The following is a 19,020-nucleotide window of genomic DNA, read 5'->3' as shown; positions in this document are numbered from 1 at the left end:
GGCCGCTATTGCTGATTCGGGTTCGGCGGTACCACGATGATGGTCGCGCCGGGGATCGCCGCCAGCGTTGCGGCAAGGTTGGCGACGACGCCGGGCGGCAGTCCGGACGGTAGGCCCGGAAACTGCGCTGCGGTGGCCGCAGCCGGGACCGCGGGTGCGTTCGCGGCAGGCCGGGCGGCTGCCGCGCCGCCCCCCGATCCGCCCGCTGCCGGTGCAGCGGCAGCAGGCGTCGTCGGGGAGGCGCCGCCCCGCGCCGCAAGACCTGCCAGGCTGGTCCCGGCCAAACCTGCCGCCGCCACCCCCGCGTAGGAGCCGTCCGCGCCGCCCGTCAGGTACATCGGGGTTGCGCCGGGGAACATCGCCGCGACTTGGCGCACCGCCGGCGGCAGATGCCAGCTCTGGGGCACGGATAGCCCGCCGACGTTGGACGAATAGCCGGACAGCGCGGCGATCGGCGGCTGAACCGGGGTCGTCAGCCTTCCCCCGCCTTGGGACGTCGACTCTTCCCCTGCCGAACCGGGCATCGCTCCCAGTTCCACTTCCTTGTCGTACTCGTCGATGACGTCGTGCCGATAGACCTCGCCCAGCTGCGCTCCCGATACGGCTAAGGCACCTGCCGCGACTACCACGGCTCCAAGCACAAGAACGTCAAGATCCTCGAAGGGGTTCGGGATGGCGTTGAAGGGCGGGGGTAGGAACGATTGCAGCGTGGGTAGAACGCTTGTTTCAGCTGGTGCGGCTGCGGCTGCGGCTGCGGCAGCGGCTGCTGGTGCGGCTGCGGCCTGAGCTAGCGGCGCCGCGGCGTCGCTCACTGGCTCGGCCCCGGTGGTGGTCGCCGGTGGCGGAGCGAACGGCGTCAACTCCGACGCTGCTGCTGAGGTACCTGCGTAGCCGTCCATGGCGACGATGTCCTGGGCCCACATTTCCGCGTAGTCCGCTTCGCTGTTCGCGATGGCCGGCGTGTTTTGGCCGAAAATGTTCGTCTGGACCAGCGACATCATGGTGCTGCGGTTGGCCGCGATCGCCGCCGGGGGCACGGTAGCCGCGAATGCCGCCTCGTAGGCGTTGGCCGCGGCCACGGCCTGGGCTGCGGCTTGCTCGGCTTGGGCGGCCGTAGCTCTCATCCACGCCACGTAGGGGGCGGCCGCGGCTGCCATCGATAGCGAAGCGGAACCTTGCCACTCCACTCCGGTTAACCCGGAAATCACCGAAGAGTAGGAATCAGCCGTTGCGTTCAGTTCGTTGGCCAGTCGCTGCCAGGCCGCGGCCGCTTGTATTAACGGAGTCGAGCCCGGGCCGGAATACAGTCTGGCTGAATTGATTTCCGGAGGTAGCTCACCGAAGTCCATAGCTACCCCTGGACGCGCCACTCACTCGCCCCCACCTCCTCATGGGCAAATTACACAGGCACCGATTAGCAGAGTTACACAAAAATCAAGAAAATTAGCCCAGACGCGTAGTTCTCTTATGACGCCTCGGCGAAAGTGCCGGCGCAGGACTGCACGCTGCCTCACCATGCGCCCCTATCCTTGAGCGGCGGGACAACTATTTCAGCGAGAGGGTGAGCTGGTGACTGACGGCCTGACCGCAGGACAGGACGAGCCGACCCCCCCGGACAAGACGGGCCTTCATGGGCCGCGGGTGCTGCTGCTTGGTTCCGGTGAGCTCAGTCGCGAGCTGACGATCGCGCTGCAGCGTCTCGGAGCGGAAGTGATTGCCGTCGACGGGTACTCCGGTGCGCCTGCGCATCGAGTGGCAGACCAGTCGCTGGTGGTTACGATGACCGACGCCGACGAGCTGGCGGCACTTTTCGGACGGCTGCAGCCGGATTTCGTGGTTACGCTCACCGATGCGGTTTCGGTGGACGCCCTCGAAGCACTCAGCGCCAGTGAAGCCGAACAGGCCGGTTCTGAAGGCGGCTTCACCGAACTGGTGCCCAGTGCCCGCAGTGTCCGGCTGACGGCCGATCGGGAGGGTCTGCGCAAGTTGGCCGCCGACCAGCTCGGGCTGCCCACCGCGCCGTTCTGGTTCGTCGGATCACTGGCTGAACTCGAGGCAGTGGCCGTCCATGCAGGGTTTCCGTTGCTGGTCAAACCGGTGTCAGGAGTGGCGGGTCAGGGGCGGTCGGTGGTCGCCAGGCCCGACGAGATCGAGCGTGCCTGGCAGCAAGCGGGTGGTGGCGCGGACAACCGGGTATGGGCCGAGACGACGGTCGAGGTCGAGTTTTTAGTCACCATGATTGTTGTGCGCAGCGAGGGCCCAGCGGGTCCAGTAATCGAGTTTTGCGCACCCATCGGTCATACCGGAGCAGACGCCCGTGAGCTGGAATCCTGGCAACCGCAGACTATGAGCACGGCCGCGATGGATGCGGCCAAGTCAATCGCCGCACGCATCGTCAAGGCACTCGGCGGGCGTGGCGTTTTCAGCGTCGAATTGATGATCGACGGCGACGAGGTGTACTTCGCCGATGTCGCCGCGCATCCGACCGAGAGCACCTGGGTCACCATGCGCAGCCAGCGGCTTTCGGTGTTCGACCTGCAGGCCCGGGCGATCCTGGGACTGGCGGTGGACACCATGATGGTGTCGCCAGGTGCCGCCCGCGCAGCCGGGGGTGCAACGCCGAGCGCCGACGCGCTGACCGCCGCCCTTGCTGTGCCGGAAAGCGATGTCAGGGTGGACCACACCCTTGGGGTGGCGCTGGCCACCGCACCTGACGTGGCGACCGCCCGTGACCGCGCCCGCGACGTCGCGACTCGGCTGAATATGCGAGACTCACGCGGGTGAGCTATGCAGGAGATATAACGCCGCTTGAGGCATGGAAGATGCTCAGCGACAACCCCGAGGCAGTGTTAGTCGATGTGCGCACCGACGCCGAATGGCGCTTTGTCGGTGCGCCCGACTTGTCGAGCCTTGGCCGTCAGGTGGTCTTCATCGAATGGAACACGTTCGACGGGAAGCACAACGACAATTTCCTCGCCGACTTGCGGGGCCGGATTTCCGCGGGTGCAGAGGAGCGACCGGTGATCTTCCTGTGTCGCTCCGGTAACCGCTCGATCGGCGCCGCGGAAGTCGCGACGGCGGGCGGCATTGCGCCGTCCTACAACGTGCTGGACGGGTTCGAAGGACAGCTCGATGCCCATGGCCACCGCGGTGAGACGGGCTGGCGCGCGGTCGGCTTGCCTTGGAAACAGGGATGAAGCAAGGATGACCGACCAGCCCTCGGTTCGCACGCCCAAGGAACTACCCGAAGGCGTCGGCCAGGCCACGATCGGCGTGCGCGGCGGGCTGTTGCGGTCCGGGTTCGAAGAGACCGCCGAGGCGATGTATTTGACGTCTGGCTATGTCTACCCCACGGCCGAGGTTGCCGAGCAGTCGTTCAGCGGCGAGCTGGACCACTTTGTGTACTCACGCTACGGCAACCCGACGATCACCATGTTCGAGGAGAGACTGCGTCTGATCGAAGGCGCCCCGGCGGCGTTCGCCACTGCCAGCGGCATGGCCGCGGTGTTCACTTCACTGGGTGCTTTGCTGGCCGCCGGTGACCGGTTGGTCGCGGCGCGCAGCCTGTTCGGGTCGTGCTTCGTGGTGTGTAACGAGATCCTGCCGCGCTGGGGGGTAGAAACCGTCTTCGTCGACGGCGATGACCTTTCGCAATGGGAACGGGCGCTATCGGTACCCACCCAGGCGGTGTTCTTCGAGACACCATCGAATCCGATGCAATCGCTGGTGGACATCGCCGCGGTGACCGAATTGGCTCATGCGGCGGGCGCAAAGGTGGTGCTGGACAACGTTTTTGCGACACCTTTGTTGCAGCAGGGCTTTCCGCTCGGGGTGGACGTGGTGGTGTATTCGGGTACCAAGCACATCGACGGTCAGGGCCGCGTGCTCGGCGGCGCCATCCTCGGGGATAAGGAGTACATCGACGGTCCGGTGCAGAAGTTGATGCGTCACACCGGCCCGGCGATGAGCGCTTTCAATGCCTGGGTGCTGTTGAAAGGCCTTGAGACGCTTGCGGTTCGGGTCGAGCACAGCAATTCCTCCGCGCATCGGATCGCGGAGTTTCTCGAGGGACATCCCGCGGTTCGGTGGGTGCGCTACCCGTTTCTGCCGTCACACCCGCAGTACGACCTGGCCAAGCGTCAGATGACCGGCGGCGGAACCGTTGTCACCTTTGAGCTCGACGCTCCCGCCGGCTCCAACAGCACCGCCAAGCAACGGGCCTTCGAGGTTCTCGGCAAGTTGCGGCTGATCGACATTTCCAACAACCTCGGCGACGCCAAATCGCTTGTCACGCATCCGGCGACGACGACTCACCGGGCGATGGGCCCCGAGGGTCGCGCCGCGATCGGGCTCGGCGACGGTGTGGTCCGCATTTCCGTCGGGCTCGAAGGTACCGACGACCTGATCGCGGATATCGACCAAGCTCTCCGCTAGCCGGCGGCCTTCCGTTCGGCCGCTTCGGCGCGTTCGGCAGCGGCCAACGCCCCCTCTTCCGCCCGCGCCTGCACAAAGCGCATCGCCAATCTGGCATAGACCATCTGGCTGGTGATGGCCATCTGGCCGCGAGTGCGGCCCAGGAAGGAGATCCCCCAGGAGAACATGGCGGCGATGCGGTTCCGGTGGCCGACCAGGTAATAGAGATGCAGTACCAACCATGCCAACCACGCAATGAAACCCCCGAACTCGAGCTTGCCGACCTGCGCGACGGCGCTGTACCGGGAGATGAGGGCCATGCTGCCCTTGTTGAAGTACTTGAACGGCTTGCGATTGGCCGGGTCGTCGTGTCCCTTCACGGCATGTTTGATCACTGTGGTGGCGTAGTGCGCCCCCTGGATCGCGCCTTGCGCCATCCCTGGCACGCCGGGCACAGACATCAGATCGCCAACGACAAAGACGTCCGGGTGACCCTTGACGGTGAGGTCGGGTTCTACGATTACCCTTCCGGCACGGTCGGTTTCGGTGCCGTCGGATTGTTCTGCGATCATCTTGCCCAGCGGGCTGGCCGCAACGCCGGCCGCCCATACCTTGCATGCGCAGTCGATCCGGCGTTCACCGCCGTCCTTCTCCTTGATTGTGATGCCCTTGTAGTCGACGGCCGTCACCATCGCGTTGAGCTGGACCTCGACGTCCATCTTTTCCAGTCGCTTTTGCGCCTTGAGACCCAATTTCGGGCCCATCGGCGGCAAGACCTGGGGTGCCGCGTCGAGCAGGATCACCCGGCACTCACTCGGTGTGATGGTCCGAAATGCGCCGGCCAGCGTGCGCTCGGCGAGTTGCACGATCTCGCCGGCCACTTCGACGCCGGTCGGCCCGGCCCCGACCACGACGAAGGTAAGCCGGCGTTCCCGTTCGGCGTGGTCAGTGGCGACTTCGGCGGCTTCGAATGCGCCCAGGATGCGGCCGCGCAGTTCCAGTGCGTCGTCGATGGTCTTCATGCCCGGGGCGAAAATGGCGAACTCGTCGTTGCCGAAGTATGACTGCTGCGCACCGGCGGCCACGATGAGACTGTCGTACCGAGTCACAGTCTCCATGTCCATCAATTTCGAAGTGACCGTCTTCGTCTGCAGGTCTATCGCGTTCACTTCACCCAGTAACACCCTCACGTTTTTTTGCTTACGCAGAATCAGCCTGGTGGTCGGGGCGATGTCGCCTTCGGACAAGATTCCGGTTGCCACTTGATACAGCAGCGGCTGGAACAGGTGGCTGGTTGTCTTCGAGATCAGGGTGATATCGACGTCGGCTCGCTTGAGCGCCCTGGCTGCATTCAGGCCACCGAATCCACTTCCGATGATGACGACTTGGTGGCGTCTGCCTTCGCCGGATGGGGGCGTCATGGTCCTCCTTCAGTCTGGTCAATGCAGCGCATGTACACCGTACGACTCCACCAGCTCCGACACCACAAGCGTCTCATTTACGGCATACAGGTAGGGGGTATCCGCTGGTCTGGTGCTAGCGAGGCTGTGTGAGGCCCACCTGGCGTGGATGAATGCCACTGCGACACGAGCTCAACACACGGCGGCCCAAATACGCTCGGCTGCTGGGGCATTCGAAATCGCGTTCGCGGCGACGGTGCCTCCGCCGGTCGCCGGCCAGCTCACTGGCCACCTTAGCCGCGCACATTATCAGCGAAGTGAAGACACTTGACTTGGTGCTGGGCGGATCGATATCCGTGGTATCGGTTGACGTGGGCAAGGCGGCGTCGCTGGGGCCGTTGTCGGTGCCGCAGAGCCTGGCCTCGACCGCGTCGGCAGCCAGGTCGGTTGCCGTCCCGTTAGCGAGTAGTGGCCGCCTTGCAACCGGGACGGCGCTCCCAAGTGGCGCCGGAAACATGTTGGGCCGCCTACCGATCGCCGGAATGGCGCCGCGCGGCGGGGGGCGGTCTGAGCACCGCCCCGACGCGGGCGGGCGTACCGCGGGCGCGTCATCGGGCCACTGCGCGATCGCAAGACGGACACGAGGATCGATCGGTTCATTGACAGCCACCGCCCGAGCTTCGGGGCGCAAGTGTCACCACCAAAACCACCGGAACTGTCACCGATGTCCTGATGCAGAACTGTCACCGATGTCCTGAGAGATGACAGTCAACGCGTCGGTGGAGTGCGGCATAATCGAACCTATGTTCGAAGAGATCCGCGCTCGGTTCGATGAGTACTTCGAGCGCCATCATCCTTCGACGACGGCGGAGTCGGCGGCGATGGTGGATCGGATCTGTGCGTCGGCGCGGGCGGAGAACCGGGCGGCGGCCGCGCAGTTGGTGGCGATCGGGGAGTTGTTCGCCTACCGGTTGTCGCGGTGTTCGGACACCGAAGCGTGGGCGGTGGACACCGAGGCGGCAGTCAGCGCTGAGGTGGGTGCGGCGTTGCGGATCGGTCAGGGCCTTGCTGGCAGCCAGTTGCGCTACGCGCGGGCGATGCGCGAGCGGCTGCCGCAGACCGGTGAGGTGTTCAAGGCCGGGGATATCGACTATCGGATGTTTCGCACGATCGTGTATCGCACGGATCTGATTATTGACCCCGATGTGCTGGCCGGTGTGGATGCCCGGTGTGCAGGGCGGGTGGGGGAATGGCGGGCGTATCCGAGTTGGCGGTTGCCGTCAAGCCCAGCGGCGCAAGGACCTTCTTCTGCAGCAGCGCGGCCATGTCCTGGCCGGTGGCCTTCTCCAGCGCCAGGCCAAGCAGGATGTAATTGGTGTGCGCGTAGTTCCAGTTTGTCCCTGGCTCATACAGCAGTGGCCGCGACGCGATGTGGTCAAGTATGTCCTGAGTTGTCCACTGCCGGAACGGGTTGGCATAAAACAAGTTATCGAATGCATCATTGCCCAGGACGTAATCGGGATAGCCCGATGTCATCTGAGCCAGCTGACCCAGCGTGACGCGATCGGCGTGCGGAAAATCGGGCAACCACTTGGACAACTTGTCGTCGAGGCTCACCTTCTTCTCGTCGACCAGCTTGAGCAACAAGGTCGACACGTAGGAGATCGCGACCGCGCCATTGCGAAAGTGCATGTCGGTGGTGGCGGGCACGCCGGTCATGGAGTCGCCGACGGCCTGCGTGACGATCCCTTTGCCGGCCGCGGTAACCCGGACGATCACCGCCTTCAGATGCGCCTGCGCCATGAAGTCACGGACGACCCGCATCACCGCATCGGCCTTGGCGTCGGAGCCATTCGGCGATGAGATCGGCGGTGTAGTGGGCGGCGAGCTGCAGCCGGACACCATCGTGACAGCGACCAGCACACAACCAACACGTCGCAAGATTTGCATGCGTGCGTTCTACCGGAAAGCGGCCAAGCCCGTGAAGGCCTGGCCCAGAACCAGCTGATGCATCTCGGGAGTGCCCTCATAGGTCAGCACCGACTCGAGGTTGACCATATGCCGGATCACCGGATACTCGAGCGATATTCCGTTGCCGCCCAATATGGTTCGCGCGGCGCGGCAGATCTTGATCGCCTCGCGGGTGTTATTGAGCTTGCCAAAGCTGACCTGTTCGGGACGCAGGCCCACGCTGTCTTTGAGACGGCCCAGGTGCAGCGAAAGCAGCTGACCCTTGTGTAGTTCGACCGCCATGTCGACGAGTTTGGCTTGCGTCAGTTGAAAGCCGGCTATCGGACGGCCGAATTGGGTGCGTTGTGTCGCGTAGTCGAGCGCGGACTGCCAGGCGGACCGCGCGGCACCCATGGCTCCCCACACGATTCCGTACCGTGCCTCCGACAGACACGCCAGCGGCCCCTTGAGACCGACGGCGCGGGGCAGCATCGCGTCGGCGGGCAGTCGTACATCGTCGAGGACCAGCTCGCTGGTGATCGACGCTCGCAGGGATAGCTTGTGGTGGATGGTGTTGGCGGAAAAGCCTGGAGTCTCCGTCGGGACGATAAACCCCCGAATGACCCCGCTACCTTCGTCGGTGGCGGCCCAAACGATCGCGACGTCGGCGACCGAGCCGTTGGTGATCCACATCTTGCGGCCGTTGAGCACCCAATCGGAACCATCCCGTCGCGCACGGGTTTTCATCGCGGCCGGGTCGGAGCCGACGTCGGGTTCGGTCAACCCAAAGCAGCCGACCAGCTCACCGGCGGCCATGCCGGGCAGCCATTGCTGCTTCTGCTCTTCGGAGCCGTTATTCCAGATCGCGAACATCGCCAGCGAGCCCTGTACGGAGACCAGTGAACGGATGCCGGAGTCGGCGGCTTCGAGTTCCAGACAGGCCAGACCGTAGTGGACCGCCGACGCGCCACCACATCCGTAGCCGTGCAAATGCATGCCCAGCAAGCCGAGTTCCCCGAACTGTTTGGCCAGTTCGCGTGCGACGGGCAGGTCACCGTCCTCGAACCAACCGGAGACGTGTGGGGTGATGTGTTCGGCGCAGAATCTTCTGACGGTGTCGCGAACCGCGAGCTCGTCGTCGGATAGCGACGCGTCGAGCCCAAGCGGGTCGTATGGGTCGAAGGCGGGGTGTGTATCGGTGCTCATGCCCCAATCCTGCCTGGGCCCGGTAATCTCGCTGCATGCAACCGCGGCGCGGACCGGCCTGGCTGGCCTTAGACGTCGTCGCGGTGCTGCTGTTCTGCGCTTTGGGACGCCGCAGCCACGACGAAGGAATCACCATCACCGGCGTCGCGACCACGGCATGGCCGTTTCTCAGCGGGACCCTCGTCGGGTGGCTGGCTTCGCGCGCCTGGCAGCGATCCACGGCCGTGGTCCCCACCGGGCTGGTTGTCTGGGTGTGCACCGTGGCGGTTGGCATGCTGCTGCGCAAAGCGACTTCGGCGGGCGTGGCCGCGAGTTTCATCCTGGTTGCGGCGTCGGTTACCGCGGTGCTGCTGCTCGGTTGGCGAGCCGCCGTCGGCTTGGCTGGGGCTGGAATGCACCCGAGGCGCAGACGTTAGACATGTAGGTGATACCCCTCCGCTTTGTCCCGGCCTCCCTCGCCGACCCACTGGCGCAGCCGCTGCTGACCGAGCTGGCCGCGGAGTATGCGCAGCGATACGGACCCACACAGGAAACGGTGCTCGCGTGGTTGAAGAGCAGCTCGGACTCCGAGTTCGCGCCCCCTGGCGGCGGTATGTTGATCGGGTTGCTGGACGGTCGTCCGGTCACCGGGGGCGCGTTCTGCCGGTATGACGCCGATACCGCCGAACTCAAGAGGATCTGGACGGACCGTGAGCACCGCCGTCGTGGCTACGCTAGGGCACTGTTGGCCGAGCTGGAGGCCGAGATCGCGGCCCGCGGCTACCGGAAGGTTTACCTGATGACCGGTGACCGCCAGCCCGAGGCCGAGGAGCTGTACCGGACGGGTGGCTATACCCGGCTTTCCGAGCCGCTGCCCGCCTTGGGCCCGGTCTTTCCCATCGCCTTCCTCAAAGCACTGCCATGACCGGTCAGCTGCATCTGGCGGTCGCGCTTGACGGATACGGCTGGCATCCGCAGGCGTGGCGGGCCACACTGGCGTCCAACCCGGACACCCCGTCGGTGCTCAGCGGCCGCTACTGGGCCGATTTGGCGGCCACCGCCGAACGCGGGCTGCTCGACTTTCTCACCATCGACGACACATTGATGCCGCAAATCGGACGGGGCGAGCGCATCCACCCCGAGCGTCTGGCCGGTCGCGGCGACGCCGCGTTGGTCGCGGCCCGCATCGCCCCGGTGGCCCGGCATATCGGGCTGATTCCGGTAGCGACGGTCACCCACACTGAGCCTTTTCATGTCTCGAAATCCGTTGCCACCCTTGACTATGTGTCTCATGGCCGGGCGGGCTGGCAGCCACGGGTTAGTGTGACGGCGCACGAGGCCGCTCTGTTTGGTCGCGGGTCGGTGAACCCTGACGAGTTGTTCAGCGAAGCGGCCGATTACGTCGAGGTGGTGCGCAGGTTATGGGACAGCTGGGAGGACGACGCGGTAATCCGCGATGTAGCCACCGGGCGCTACATCGACAGGGAAAAACTGCATTACATCGATTTCAAGGGAAAGCATTTCTCGGTCAAGGGACCGTCGATCACCCCGCGCCCACCTCAGGGGCAGCCGGTGGTTGCCGCGTTGGCGCACGCCGGCCCGGCGTATGAGTTCGCGGCGGCCAGCGCCGATCTGGTCTTCATTACGCCCAGCGATACTGCCTCGGTGCGTGGCATCCTCGACGAGCTGGCCGATGGTCAGTTGAAAGTGTTTGCGGATGTGGTGGTTTCGTTCCAGGGCCAGAGCGATTACCGATCCGACGCGCTGGTATGGGCCGGCACCCCAACGGAGTTGGTAGACCTGCTACTGGAGTGGCAACGGCTTGGCGTCGACGGCGCGCGGTTGCGGCCGGCCGTAAACGCCGCCGATCTTGCGGTGATTGTCGAGGAGGTGGTGCCATTGTTGCAGGGGGCCGGGCATTTTCGCACCCGCTACCGCGAGGACGAAACGCTGCGCGAGCGGCTTGGGCTGCCGGTAGCGGCCAACCGGTACACGGCGGTGACCCAGTGATCCCGCTGTCGATCCTGGACCTGGCTCCGATCAGCGCCGGCAGCGACGCCGCGACAGCGCTACGCAACACCATCGAATTGGCCCAGCACGCGGAGCGGTGGGGCTATCGCCGGTTCTGGATTGCCGAACATCACTTTGTCGCCGTCGCCAGTGCCGCACCGGCCGTGCTGATCGGCCAAATCGCCGCCGCCACCAACACGATTCGCGTCGGCTCGGCCGCCGTCCAGCTGAGTCACACCACCGCCGCCGCTGCGGTGGAGAGTTTCGGCATGCTCGACGCCTTCTATCCCGGCCGCATCGATCTTGGCCTGGGCCGGTCCGGGCAGCGCCGTCTCACGAAGAAGAAAGCGGGCTCGTCGAAGCGGCGAAAGCCCCGGGAACCGAAGCCACCGCGGGAATGGCGCGAGGTCGACGGCGTCGTGATCCCGCCACCCTTCGACCTACGTAGCCTGCTGCGCAGCGGCCGGGTACAGGCCACCATGGCGATCCTGCAGCAGCCGGAGGCGGTGGCGCCCGAATTCGCGGAACAGGTCGGCGACATCGTCGCCATGCTGGCCGGCACCTATCAGGTCGACGGCTTCGACGTGCACGCCGTGCCCGGCGAAGGCGCCAACCTGACGCCTTGGATCTTCGGCAGTAGCAAAGGGCCCAGCGCGCAGGTGGCCGGAACAATGGGGTTGCCGTTCGTCGCCAGCTACCACATCACTCCGGCCACCGCGCTGGAAGCCATCGACGCCTACCGCGACGCCTTCGTCCCTTCGGCGGCGCTACAGCGGCCCTACGTCGTGGTGTCGGCCGACATCGTGGTGGCCGACGACACCGAAACCGCCCGGCGCCTGGCGTCCAGCTACGGCCACTGGGTGTATTCCATCCGGGCCGGCGGCGGCGCTGTACCTTACCCCGATCCGAACGATTGCGAGCCACTGACCGACGAGCAGCAAGCCGTCGTAAAAGACCGGACCGCAACGCAATTCGTCGGAAACCCCGACGAAGTCGCCGAACGGTTACAGGCGCTGCAGCGTGCGGCAGGCGCCGATGAGATTGTCATCACTTCGGTGACCCATCGGCAACAGGACCGGCTGCGGTCACACGAGTTGATCGCCAAGCGCTGGGGGATAAGCGCATGAGCCGCAAGCCAATTCACCTGGCTGCTCACTTTCCGGGCGTTAACAACACCACCGTGTGGACCGACCCGACTGCGGGCAGCCAGATCGAGTTCGAGTCGTTCGTACACCTGGCGCGTACCGCCGAACGGGGCTTGTTCGACTTCTTCTTCTTGGCCGAAGGGCTGCGGCTGCGCGAGCACCGCGGTCAGATCTACGATCTCGATGTGGTGGGCCGGCCCGACACGTTCACCGTGCTGGCGGGGCTGGCCGGGGTCACCGACCGGATCGGTCTGACCGGAACCATCAACACCACCTTCAACGAACCATTCGAAGTGGCACGGCAATTCGCGACACTCGACCATCTGTCCGGCGGCCGCGCCGGCTGGAACATCGTCACTTCTTCCGACGCATTCACCGGTGCAAACTTTCGGCGCGGTGGGTTTCTGGCCCATGCCGATCGCTATGTGCGGGCCGAGGAATTTCTCAGGGTGGCCCGCGAGTTCTGGGGCAGTTGGGCACCGGACGCCGTGGTGGCGGACGTAGCGGCCGGGGTATATGTCGATCCGGAGCGAATCCGGAGCGTCGAATTCTCGGGTTCTCAATTCGATGTGCGGGGCTTCGCGACCTTGCCTGCGGGGCCGCAGGGCCAGCCGGTGTTGCTGCAGGCCGGCGACTCCGACGAGGGCCGTTCCTTCGGTGCGCGGCACGCCGACGCGTTGTTCACGCTGCACGGTTCCCTGGAGGACGGCCAGCGCTACTACGCCGACGTGAAGAGCCGCGCCGCCGCCGCCGGTCGAGACCGCGACGAGCTCAAGGTGTTTCCGGCAGCGACGTTCGTCCTCGGTGACTCCGAGGACGAGGCCCAGGACAAGGCACGCCACATCCGTTATCAACAGGTCAGCGGTGCGACTGCGATCGCGATGCTCGAGCAGGTATGGGGCCGCGACCTGTCAAGCTATGACCCTGGTGGTCCGCTACCCGATTTCGATCCGATCGTTGACAGCAGTATCACCCAGGGCCGTGTCCGCCACGGCGACCCGATCGCGCTAGCCCGCAAATATCGCGAACGTGCGGAATCGGAGAACCTGTCGATCCGCGAACTGGTTATCGCCGTCACCAGCCGGCAGCAATTCGTCGGCACGCCAATGCATATCGCCGATGAGATCGATCGCTACATCCAAGCCGACGCCTGCGACGGGTTCATCTTGGTACCGCACCTGACCCCACACGGGCTCGACGAATTCGTCGACCGGGTGGTCCCGTTACTGCAGGAACGCGGAGCGTTCCGCACCGAGTACACCGGCGAGACGCTGCGCGAGCACCTGGGCGCGTGCCACTAGCACGAACGGGCCCACCTACCCTGGGTGCTCGCAGCTGTGTTCACCGCCTTGTCGGTCACGCGGTCGTAGCGATGTCCTCGGGTGTCCGGAGCGCGATTACACCCGGTGGGTGGGTGCCGGTGGTGACGAGCCGGCTGACACCTCGGCACGGCGAGCCCCGCATCGTGGCTCGGCAACCCCGCGGTCAACCTATTAGCACTCCCACGACTCAACCAGTGCGGCCAGCTTATCGAGAGGCATCCGGGTGCCAATATTGTTGTCCTCGACCGAAACTCCCGATGGTAAGTGCGACAAAATGGCCCTGCCCGGTCTGTGAGTCGTATACGAGGGAAACCCGAAATCGGCCTCCGACGCGTGCGTCGAATGTGTGCACCACCGCGGTCATCCCATTCGGGGCACGCCAGGCGGCCACTGCGTCGGGGGAGACGAGCGCCCGGTACACCGCGGCACGAGGCGCGCGGATGTGGCGGACGGTACGCGTTTGCGTCATCGGCCGATTGCGAGTGAGGCAGCTGCTTCCGTGGCTTCACGGATCCGGCCGCGCCATAGGTCGCCGTGGCCGGGTGCCAGGATCTCGGTTTCCAACAGGGCCAGTGCTGACAGGCTGCGGATGCAGTTCTGCTGGCTGTGGCTGAACACCTCGGGTAGCAGCTGCGGGCCCCGATGCCGCAACAGGGGATGGCCGGTGATCAGCGCGTCGCCGCTGGCTAGCACGCCATCGACGAGATACGAGCAATGACCGCCGGTATGCCCCGGGGTGAACACGGGCATCGGGTGGCCGGGCAACCCCGCGGCCGTCTCGTTGGTCAGCGGCTGGGCGGTCGGGATGCCGTCGCGGATCAGGCCGCCGCTGCGGACTACGTGAGCTCCCCAGACCGCCCACCGGGGCCGCCAAATACGCAGTGCGACATCGAGAATCGACGCCTGCTCGAGGTACTCCCGCTTGGCGTGACCGACCTCCTCGGCGTGGCAGTACACGGGCGTGCCGTGCTCGCTGGCAAACCAGATTGCCGAGCCAAGATGGTCGATATGGGCGTGGGTGAGCAGGATGGCGCGCACATCTGCCGGCTGATGGCCCAGCTGTCGCAGCGACGCCAGCACCTCTGCGCGGTCGCCGGGATAGCCGGCGTCGATCAGCATGACACCGCTTTCGTCGGTGACCAGCACCCAGTTGACGGCATGGCCCTGGGCGAGGTGAACCTTGTCGGTGACCTGAACAAGCTCCGCCATGCCCGCGAGTCTAGAAGCCAGGCGCGGCGGGTCGCGAACATCAGCGCAGGAGTAGAAATAACTGGTGGCTGAACTGAAACTCGGGTACAAAGCATCCGCTGAACAATTTGCACCGCGTGAGCTCGTCGAACTGGCCGTCGCCGCCGAGGAACATGGCATGTACAGCGCCACCGTCAGTGACCATTTCCAACCGTGGCGGCACAAAGGCGGGCACGCTCCGTTTTCGTTGTCCTGGATGACCGCCGTCGGAGAGCGCACCAAGCGATTACTGCTGGGGACCTCGGTGCTTACCCCAACCTTCCGCTACAACCCCGCCGTCATCGCACAGGCTTTCGCCACGATGGGCTGCCTGTATCCGAATCGCGTGTTCCTCGGCGTGGGCACCGGTGAGGCGCTGAACGAGATCGCCACCGGATATGAGGGCGCCTGGCCGGAGTTCAAGGAGCGGTTCGCCCGGCTGCGCGAATCCGTGCGGCTGATGCGGGAATTATGGAACCGCGGCCGTGTTGATTTCGACGGCGACTACTACCGGCTCAAGGGCGCCTCCATCTACGACGTCCCGGAGGGCGGAGTGCCCGTCTATATCGCCGCCGGCGGTCCCGCGGTGGCCAAGTACGCCGGCCGTGCCGGCGACGGCTTCATCTGCACGTCCGGCAAGGGCGAGGAGCTGTATGCCGAAAAGCTGATGCCCGCGGTCCGGGAGGGCGCGGCTGCCGCCGATCGCAATGTCGATGACATCGACAAGATGATCGAAATCAAAATCTCCTACGACACCGACCCCGAGCGTGCCCTGAACAACACCCGGTTCTGGGCGCCGCTGTCGCTGACCGCCGAACAGAAGCACAGCATCGACGACCCGATCGAGATGGAGAAGGCCGCCGACGCCCTGCCCATTGAGCAGATCGCCAAGCGCTGGATCGTGGCGTCGGACCCCGACGAGGCGGTGGAAAAGGTCGGCCAGTATGTGACGTGGGGTCTTAACCACTTGGTGTTCCACGCGCCCGGGCATGACCAGCGCCGGTTCCTGCAGCTCTTCCAAACGGACCTGGCGCCTAGGTTGCGGCGACTTGGCTGACACCTCGGCGATCTACATAGCCGCGCCCGAATCGGAGACCGGCAAGTCGACGATCGCGCTGGGGCTTTTGCATCGCTTGACCGCCATGGTGGCCAAAGTAGGTGTGTTCCGGCCGATTACGCGGTTCGGCGAGGACCGCGACTACATCCTCGAACTGCTCCTGGAGCACACCACCGCGGGTCTGTCCTATGAGCAGTGCGTCGGTGTGACCTATCAGCAGCTGCACGATGACAGCGACGCCGCGATAACCAGCGTCGTTGACTCATATCACGCGATGGCCGATAAGTGCGATGCGGTGGTGATCGTCGGCAGCGACTACACGGACGTCACCAGCCCCACAGAGCTCTCGGTGAACGCCAGGATAGCCGTCAACCTCGGTGCGCCAGTGTTGTTGACGGTGCGAGCGAAGGGCCGCACACCCGGTGAGGTCGCCAGTGTGGTCGCGGTCTGTTTGGCCGAGCTGTCCGCCCAGCGTGCGCACACCGCAGCGGTGGTGGCCAACCGATGCGCTCCCGGCGAGCTGGACGCCATGCGCGACGGGTTGGCGGCGCTTCCGCCACCTGTCCCGCGCAGCTATGTGCTGCCCGAGGAGCCGCTGCTCGCCGCGCCCACGGTGGCCGAACTAACCGCGGCCGTGAATGGGACGCCGATCCGCGGTGACGCACAGCTGGCCCAGCGCGAGGTAATGGGCGTGATGGTAGCCGGGATGACCGCTGACCACGTGCTGGAGCGGTTGCGCGACGGCATGGCGGTCATCACCCCCGGCGATCGTTCGGACGTGGTGCTTGCCGTCGCCAGCGCCCATGCGGCCGAAGGGTTTCCGTCGCTGTCCTGCATCGTCCTCAACGGCGGGTTTGAGCTGCACCCGTCGATCGCGGCTCTGGTGTCGGGGCTGCGGCTGAGGTTGCCGATCATCGGCACCACGCTGGGAACCTACGACACCGCCAGCGCGGCCGCCGCGGCGCGCGGCCGGGTCACGGCGGCGTCCCAGCGCAAGATCGACACCGCGTTGGAACTAATGGATCGCCACGTCGACATCGCAGACCTGTTGGCGCAGCTGGCCATTCCGATCCCGGCCATCACCACCCCGCAGATGTTCACGCGTCGGCTCCAGGAACAAGCGCGTTCGGACCGCAAGCACATCGTTCTTCCCGAGGGGGACGACGACCGCATCCTCAAATCCGCCGGGCGCCTCCTGCAGCGTGGCGTCGCCGACCTGACCATTCTTGGTGACGAAGCCCAAGTCCGGTTGCGGGCAGCAGAACTCGGCGTCAATCTGGACGAGACGAAAGTGATCGATCCGCGCACCAGCGAATTGCATGACGAGTTCGCCCACCAGTACGCGGAATTGCGCAAGACAAAGGGAATCACCGTAGAGCAAGCTCGCGAAATCATGAACGACGCCACCTATTTCGGCACCATGCTGGTGTACAACAGCATGGTCGACGGTATGGTTTCCGGCGCGGCGCACACCACGGCGCACACCGTGCGTCCGGCGCTGGAGATCATCAGAACCGTTCCGGACGTCTCCACGGTGTCCAGCATTTTCCTGATGTGTCTGTCGGATCGGGTGCTCGCCTACGGAGACTGCGCGATCGTCCCCAACCCGACGCCCGAGCAGCTGGCCGACATCGCCATCTGCTCCGCCCGCACCGCCGCACGGTTCGGCATCGAACCGCGGGTGGCCATGTTGTCCTACTCGACCGGCGATTCCGGCAAGGGAGCTGACGTCGACAAGGTCAGGGCGGCAACGGAGTTGGTACGCGGCAGGGATCCGGAACTGTTGGTCGAGGGGCCCATTCAGTACGACGCCGCGGTAGAGCCCTCCGTCGCCGCCACCAAGTTGCGTGATTCGCCGGTGGCGGGGCGCGCGACGGTGCTGATTTTCCCCGACCTCAACACCGGCAACAACACCTACAAGGCGGTGCAGCGTTCCGCCGGGGCGATCGCGATCGGCCCGGTGCTGCAAGGTCTACGCAAGCCGGTCAATGACCTATCCCGGGGAGCGCTGGTCGAAGACATCGTCAACACCGTTGCCATCACTGCGATTCAGGCGCAGGATGTCCATGGTTAGCACGGTGCTGGTGATCAATTCCGGCTCGTCGTCGCTGAAGTTCCAGCTGGTCGAGCCCGGCTCCGGCGAGTCCCTGGCACGCGGCAGTGTCGAGCAAATCGGAGAGCCATCGTCTTCGGTCACCGACCACGACGCGGCATTGCGTCGCGTGTTCGACATGTTGGCCGCCGACGGTATCGACCTGCAGACCTGCGGGCTGGTCGCGGTCGGACATCGGGTAGTCCACGGCGGCAACGAGTTTTACCAGCCGACGGTGCTGGACGACACGGTGATCGGCAAGCTCGGCGAGCTTTCCCCACTGGCCCCCTTGCACAACCCGCCCGCGCTGTTAGGCATCTCGGTGGCGCGCAAGTTGTTGCCCGAAGTTCCGCATGTCGCAGTGTTTGACACGGCCTTTTTTCATGACCTGCCGCCCGCGGCGGCGACCTACGCGATTGACCGTGGGCTCGCCGAGCAATGGCAGATCCGGCGTTACGGGTTCCACGGCACGTCGCATCGGTATGTCGGTGAGCAAGCCGCCTTGTTCGTGGACAGGCCTTTTAGTGAGTTGAATCAGATTGTGCTGCATCTAGGTAACGGCGCATCGGCTTCGGCGATTGCCGGCGGCCGGCCGGTGGAAACGTCGATGGGCCTCACACCGCTGGAGGGCCTGGTGATGGGCACCCGTAGCGGTGACGTGGATCCGGGTGTTTTCAGCTACCTGTGGCGCACGGCGAAGATGGGGGTGGACGATATCGAGTCGATGCTCAACCATGAGTCCGGAGTGTTGGGGCTGGCTGGTGAGCGCGACTTTCGGCGGCTGCGGTCAATGATCGAATCCGGCGATGGCTCGGCACAATTGGCGTATGACGTATTCATTCACCGGCTGCGTAAGTACATCGGCGCCTACCTGGCCGTGCTGGGCCATACCGATGTGGTGAGCTTCACCGCCGGAATCGGCGAACACGACGCCGCAGTACGCCGGGACGCGTTGGCCGGGATGACTGAGCTCGGTATTGAACTCGACGTGGACCTTAATGCTGGCTCGTCGGGGGACACGCGGCGGATTTCGTCGGACGCTTCACGCATTGAGGTGTTAGTAGTTCCGACCGACGAAGAGCTAGCGATCGCACGGGATTGCGTGAGCGTGCTATAGGAAACCCAAGCTGGTTCGGCCGTTGCCGACCGAGGGCGTCGGGTCGGTTGCAGTCCTGTGGATAGAGGGACTCGCGGTCGGCTGTTGACGTGCGATTGTTCT

17 protein-coding genes and 3 pseudogenes are annotated in these 19,020 nt (G+C 65.1%); 14 read left to right on the top strand and 6 right to left on the bottom strand.

The window, feature by feature from the left end:
- Positions 1-5 precede the first annotated feature (5 nt).
- The gene (locus tag MSIMFI_RS03225) at positions 6-1,349 is read right to left on the bottom strand and encodes a PPE family protein (protein WP_191496101.1); all 1,344 of its coding nucleotides are present in this window, start codon (positions 1,347-1,349) and stop codon (positions 6-8) included.
- Between the two features lie 220 nt (positions 1,350-1,569).
- On the opposite strand from MSIMFI_RS03225, the gene purT reads away from it, so the two are divergent.
- Genes purT through MSIMFI_RS03210 form a run of 3 tightly spaced genes read left to right on the top strand, consistent with a single transcriptional unit; the run spans position 1,570 to position 4,434 of the window.
- Positions 1,570-2,784 (top strand): formate-dependent phosphoribosylglycinamide formyltransferase, encoded by a 1,215-nt coding sequence (gene purT, locus MSIMFI_RS03220; RefSeq protein WP_191496100.1) that lies wholly within the window; start codon positions 1,570-1,572, stop codon positions 2,782-2,784.
- Complete coding sequence (locus MSIMFI_RS03215; RefSeq protein ID WP_191496099.1) at positions 2,781-3,197, top strand: rhodanese-like domain-containing protein; 417 nt, start codon at positions 2,781-2,783, stop codon at positions 3,195-3,197. The genes purT and MSIMFI_RS03215 overlap by 4 nt, the downstream gene beginning before the upstream one ends.
- A 7-nt stretch (positions 3,198-3,204) precedes the next feature.
- Positions 3,205-4,434: an O-succinylhomoserine sulfhydrylase gene (locus MSIMFI_RS03210; RefSeq protein ID WP_191496098.1), complete on the top strand. Its 1,230-nt coding sequence runs from the start codon at positions 3,205-3,207 to the stop codon at positions 4,432-4,434.
- Here the strand turns inward: MSIMFI_RS03210 and MSIMFI_RS03205 are convergent.
- Complete coding sequence (locus MSIMFI_RS03205; RefSeq protein ID WP_186241413.1) at positions 4,431-5,834, bottom strand: NAD(P)/FAD-dependent oxidoreductase; 1,404 nt, start codon at positions 5,832-5,834, stop codon at positions 4,431-4,433. The two genes, MSIMFI_RS03210 and MSIMFI_RS03205, sit on opposite strands and share 4 nt — an antisense overlap.
- A gap of 112 nt (positions 5,835-5,946) precedes the next feature.
- Here MSIMFI_RS03205 and MSIMFI_RS29545 point away from each other — a divergent pair, with 112 nt between their 5' ends.
- The 3 genes and pseudogenes from MSIMFI_RS29545 to MSIMFI_RS03190 form a co-directional block, all read left to right on the top strand.
- Positions 5,947-6,144 carry a PPE domain-containing protein gene (locus MSIMFI_RS29545; RefSeq protein ID WP_396819355.1) on the top strand — a complete coding sequence of 66 codons (198 nt, stop codon included), beginning with the start codon at positions 5,947-5,949 and terminating at the stop codon, positions 6,142-6,144.
- A pseudogene (locus tag MSIMFI_RS29955) lies at positions 6,131-6,379 on the top strand (PE/PPE C-terminal domain-containing protein); the annotation flags it as partial. The gene MSIMFI_RS29545 and the pseudogene MSIMFI_RS29955, both read left to right, overlap by 14 nt.
- A 237-nt stretch (positions 6,380-6,616) precedes the next feature.
- Positions 6,617-7,090 (top strand): annotated as a pseudogene (locus MSIMFI_RS03190) (DUF222 domain-containing protein); the annotation flags it as partial.
- On the opposite strand, the pseudogene MSIMFI_RS03185 reads toward MSIMFI_RS03190, so the two are convergent.
- Positions 7,020-7,763, bottom strand: a pseudogene (locus MSIMFI_RS03185) (serine hydrolase domain-containing protein); the annotation flags it as partial. The pseudogenes MSIMFI_RS03190 and MSIMFI_RS03185 sit on opposite strands and share 71 nt — an antisense overlap.
- Before the next feature lie 9 nt (positions 7,764-7,772).
- Complete coding sequence (locus MSIMFI_RS03180; RefSeq protein WP_186241418.1) at positions 7,773-8,969, bottom strand: acyl-CoA dehydrogenase; 1,197 nt, start codon at positions 8,967-8,969, stop codon at positions 7,773-7,775.
- Between the two features lie 35 nt (positions 8,970-9,004).
- Between MSIMFI_RS03180 and MSIMFI_RS03175 the strand changes: the two genes are divergently transcribed.
- The 5 genes from MSIMFI_RS03175 to MSIMFI_RS03155 are packed head-to-tail and all read left to right on the top strand — an operon-like array spanning position 9,005 to position 13,404.
- Positions 9,005-9,385, top strand: coding sequence for a DUF3054 domain-containing protein (locus tag MSIMFI_RS03175; protein ID WP_191496094.1), 381 nt, complete (start codon positions 9,005-9,007; stop codon positions 9,383-9,385).
- 8 nt (positions 9,386-9,393) lie between these two features.
- Entirely contained in the window at positions 9,394-9,873 is a 480-nt protein-coding gene (locus MSIMFI_RS03170) for a GNAT family N-acetyltransferase (protein ID WP_191496093.1), read from the top strand.
- Positions 9,870-10,958: an LLM class flavin-dependent oxidoreductase gene (locus MSIMFI_RS03165; RefSeq protein WP_191496092.1), complete on the top strand. Its 1,089-nt coding sequence runs from the start codon at positions 9,870-9,872 to the stop codon at positions 10,956-10,958. Before MSIMFI_RS03170 ends, MSIMFI_RS03165 begins: the two co-directional genes overlap by 4 nt.
- A complete protein-coding gene (locus MSIMFI_RS03160; RefSeq protein ID WP_191496091.1) occupies positions 10,955-12,085 on the top strand; it encodes an LLM class flavin-dependent oxidoreductase in 1,131 nt (376 codons plus the stop codon). Before MSIMFI_RS03165 ends, MSIMFI_RS03160 begins: the two co-directional genes overlap by 4 nt.
- Complete coding sequence (locus tag MSIMFI_RS03155) at positions 12,082-13,404, top strand: NtaA/DmoA family FMN-dependent monooxygenase (RefSeq protein ID WP_191496090.1); 1,323 nt, start codon at positions 12,082-12,084, stop codon at positions 13,402-13,404. The genes MSIMFI_RS03160 and MSIMFI_RS03155 overlap by 4 nt, the downstream gene beginning before the upstream one ends.
- A gap of 226 nt (positions 13,405-13,630) precedes the next feature.
- Here the strand turns inward: MSIMFI_RS03155 and MSIMFI_RS29535 are convergent, their stop codons facing one another.
- Together MSIMFI_RS29535 and MSIMFI_RS03145 are read right to left on the bottom strand one after the other, a co-directional pair.
- Positions 13,631-13,894 (bottom strand): SRPBCC domain-containing protein, encoded by a 264-nt coding sequence (locus tag MSIMFI_RS29535; protein WP_224770049.1) that lies wholly within the window; start codon positions 13,892-13,894, stop codon positions 13,631-13,633.
- Positions 13,891-14,634, bottom strand: coding sequence for an MBL fold metallo-hydrolase (locus MSIMFI_RS03145; RefSeq protein WP_186241424.1), 744 nt, complete (start codon positions 14,632-14,634; stop codon positions 13,891-13,893). The genes MSIMFI_RS29535 and MSIMFI_RS03145 overlap by 4 nt, the downstream gene beginning before the upstream one ends.
- A 64-nt stretch (positions 14,635-14,698) precedes the next feature.
- On the opposite strand from MSIMFI_RS03145, the gene fgd reads away from it, so the two are divergent.
- The 3 genes from fgd to MSIMFI_RS03130 are packed head-to-tail and all read left to right on the top strand — an operon-like array spanning position 14,699 to position 18,918.
- Entirely contained in the window at positions 14,699-15,709 is a 1,011-nt protein-coding gene (gene fgd / locus MSIMFI_RS03140) for a glucose-6-phosphate dehydrogenase (coenzyme-F420) (RefSeq protein WP_191496089.1), read from the top strand.
- Positions 15,702-17,783, top strand: a complete 2,082-nt coding sequence (gene pta / locus MSIMFI_RS03135; RefSeq protein WP_191496088.1) for a phosphate acetyltransferase — start codon at positions 15,702-15,704, stop codon at positions 17,781-17,783. Before fgd ends, pta begins: the two co-directional genes overlap by 8 nt.
- A complete protein-coding gene (locus MSIMFI_RS03130) occupies positions 17,776-18,918 on the top strand; it encodes an acetate kinase (protein ID WP_191496087.1) in 1,143 nt (380 codons plus the stop codon). Before pta ends, MSIMFI_RS03130 begins: the two co-directional genes overlap by 8 nt.
- The last annotated feature ends 102 nt before the right edge of the window (positions 18,919-19,020 follow it).

Source organism: Mycobacterium simulans (genome assembly GCF_900232995.1).
Lineage (GTDB): Bacteria > Actinomycetota > Actinomycetes > Mycobacteriales > Mycobacteriaceae > Mycobacterium > Mycobacterium simulans.
This window is presented reverse-complemented; position numbering and strand designations above follow the sequence as displayed.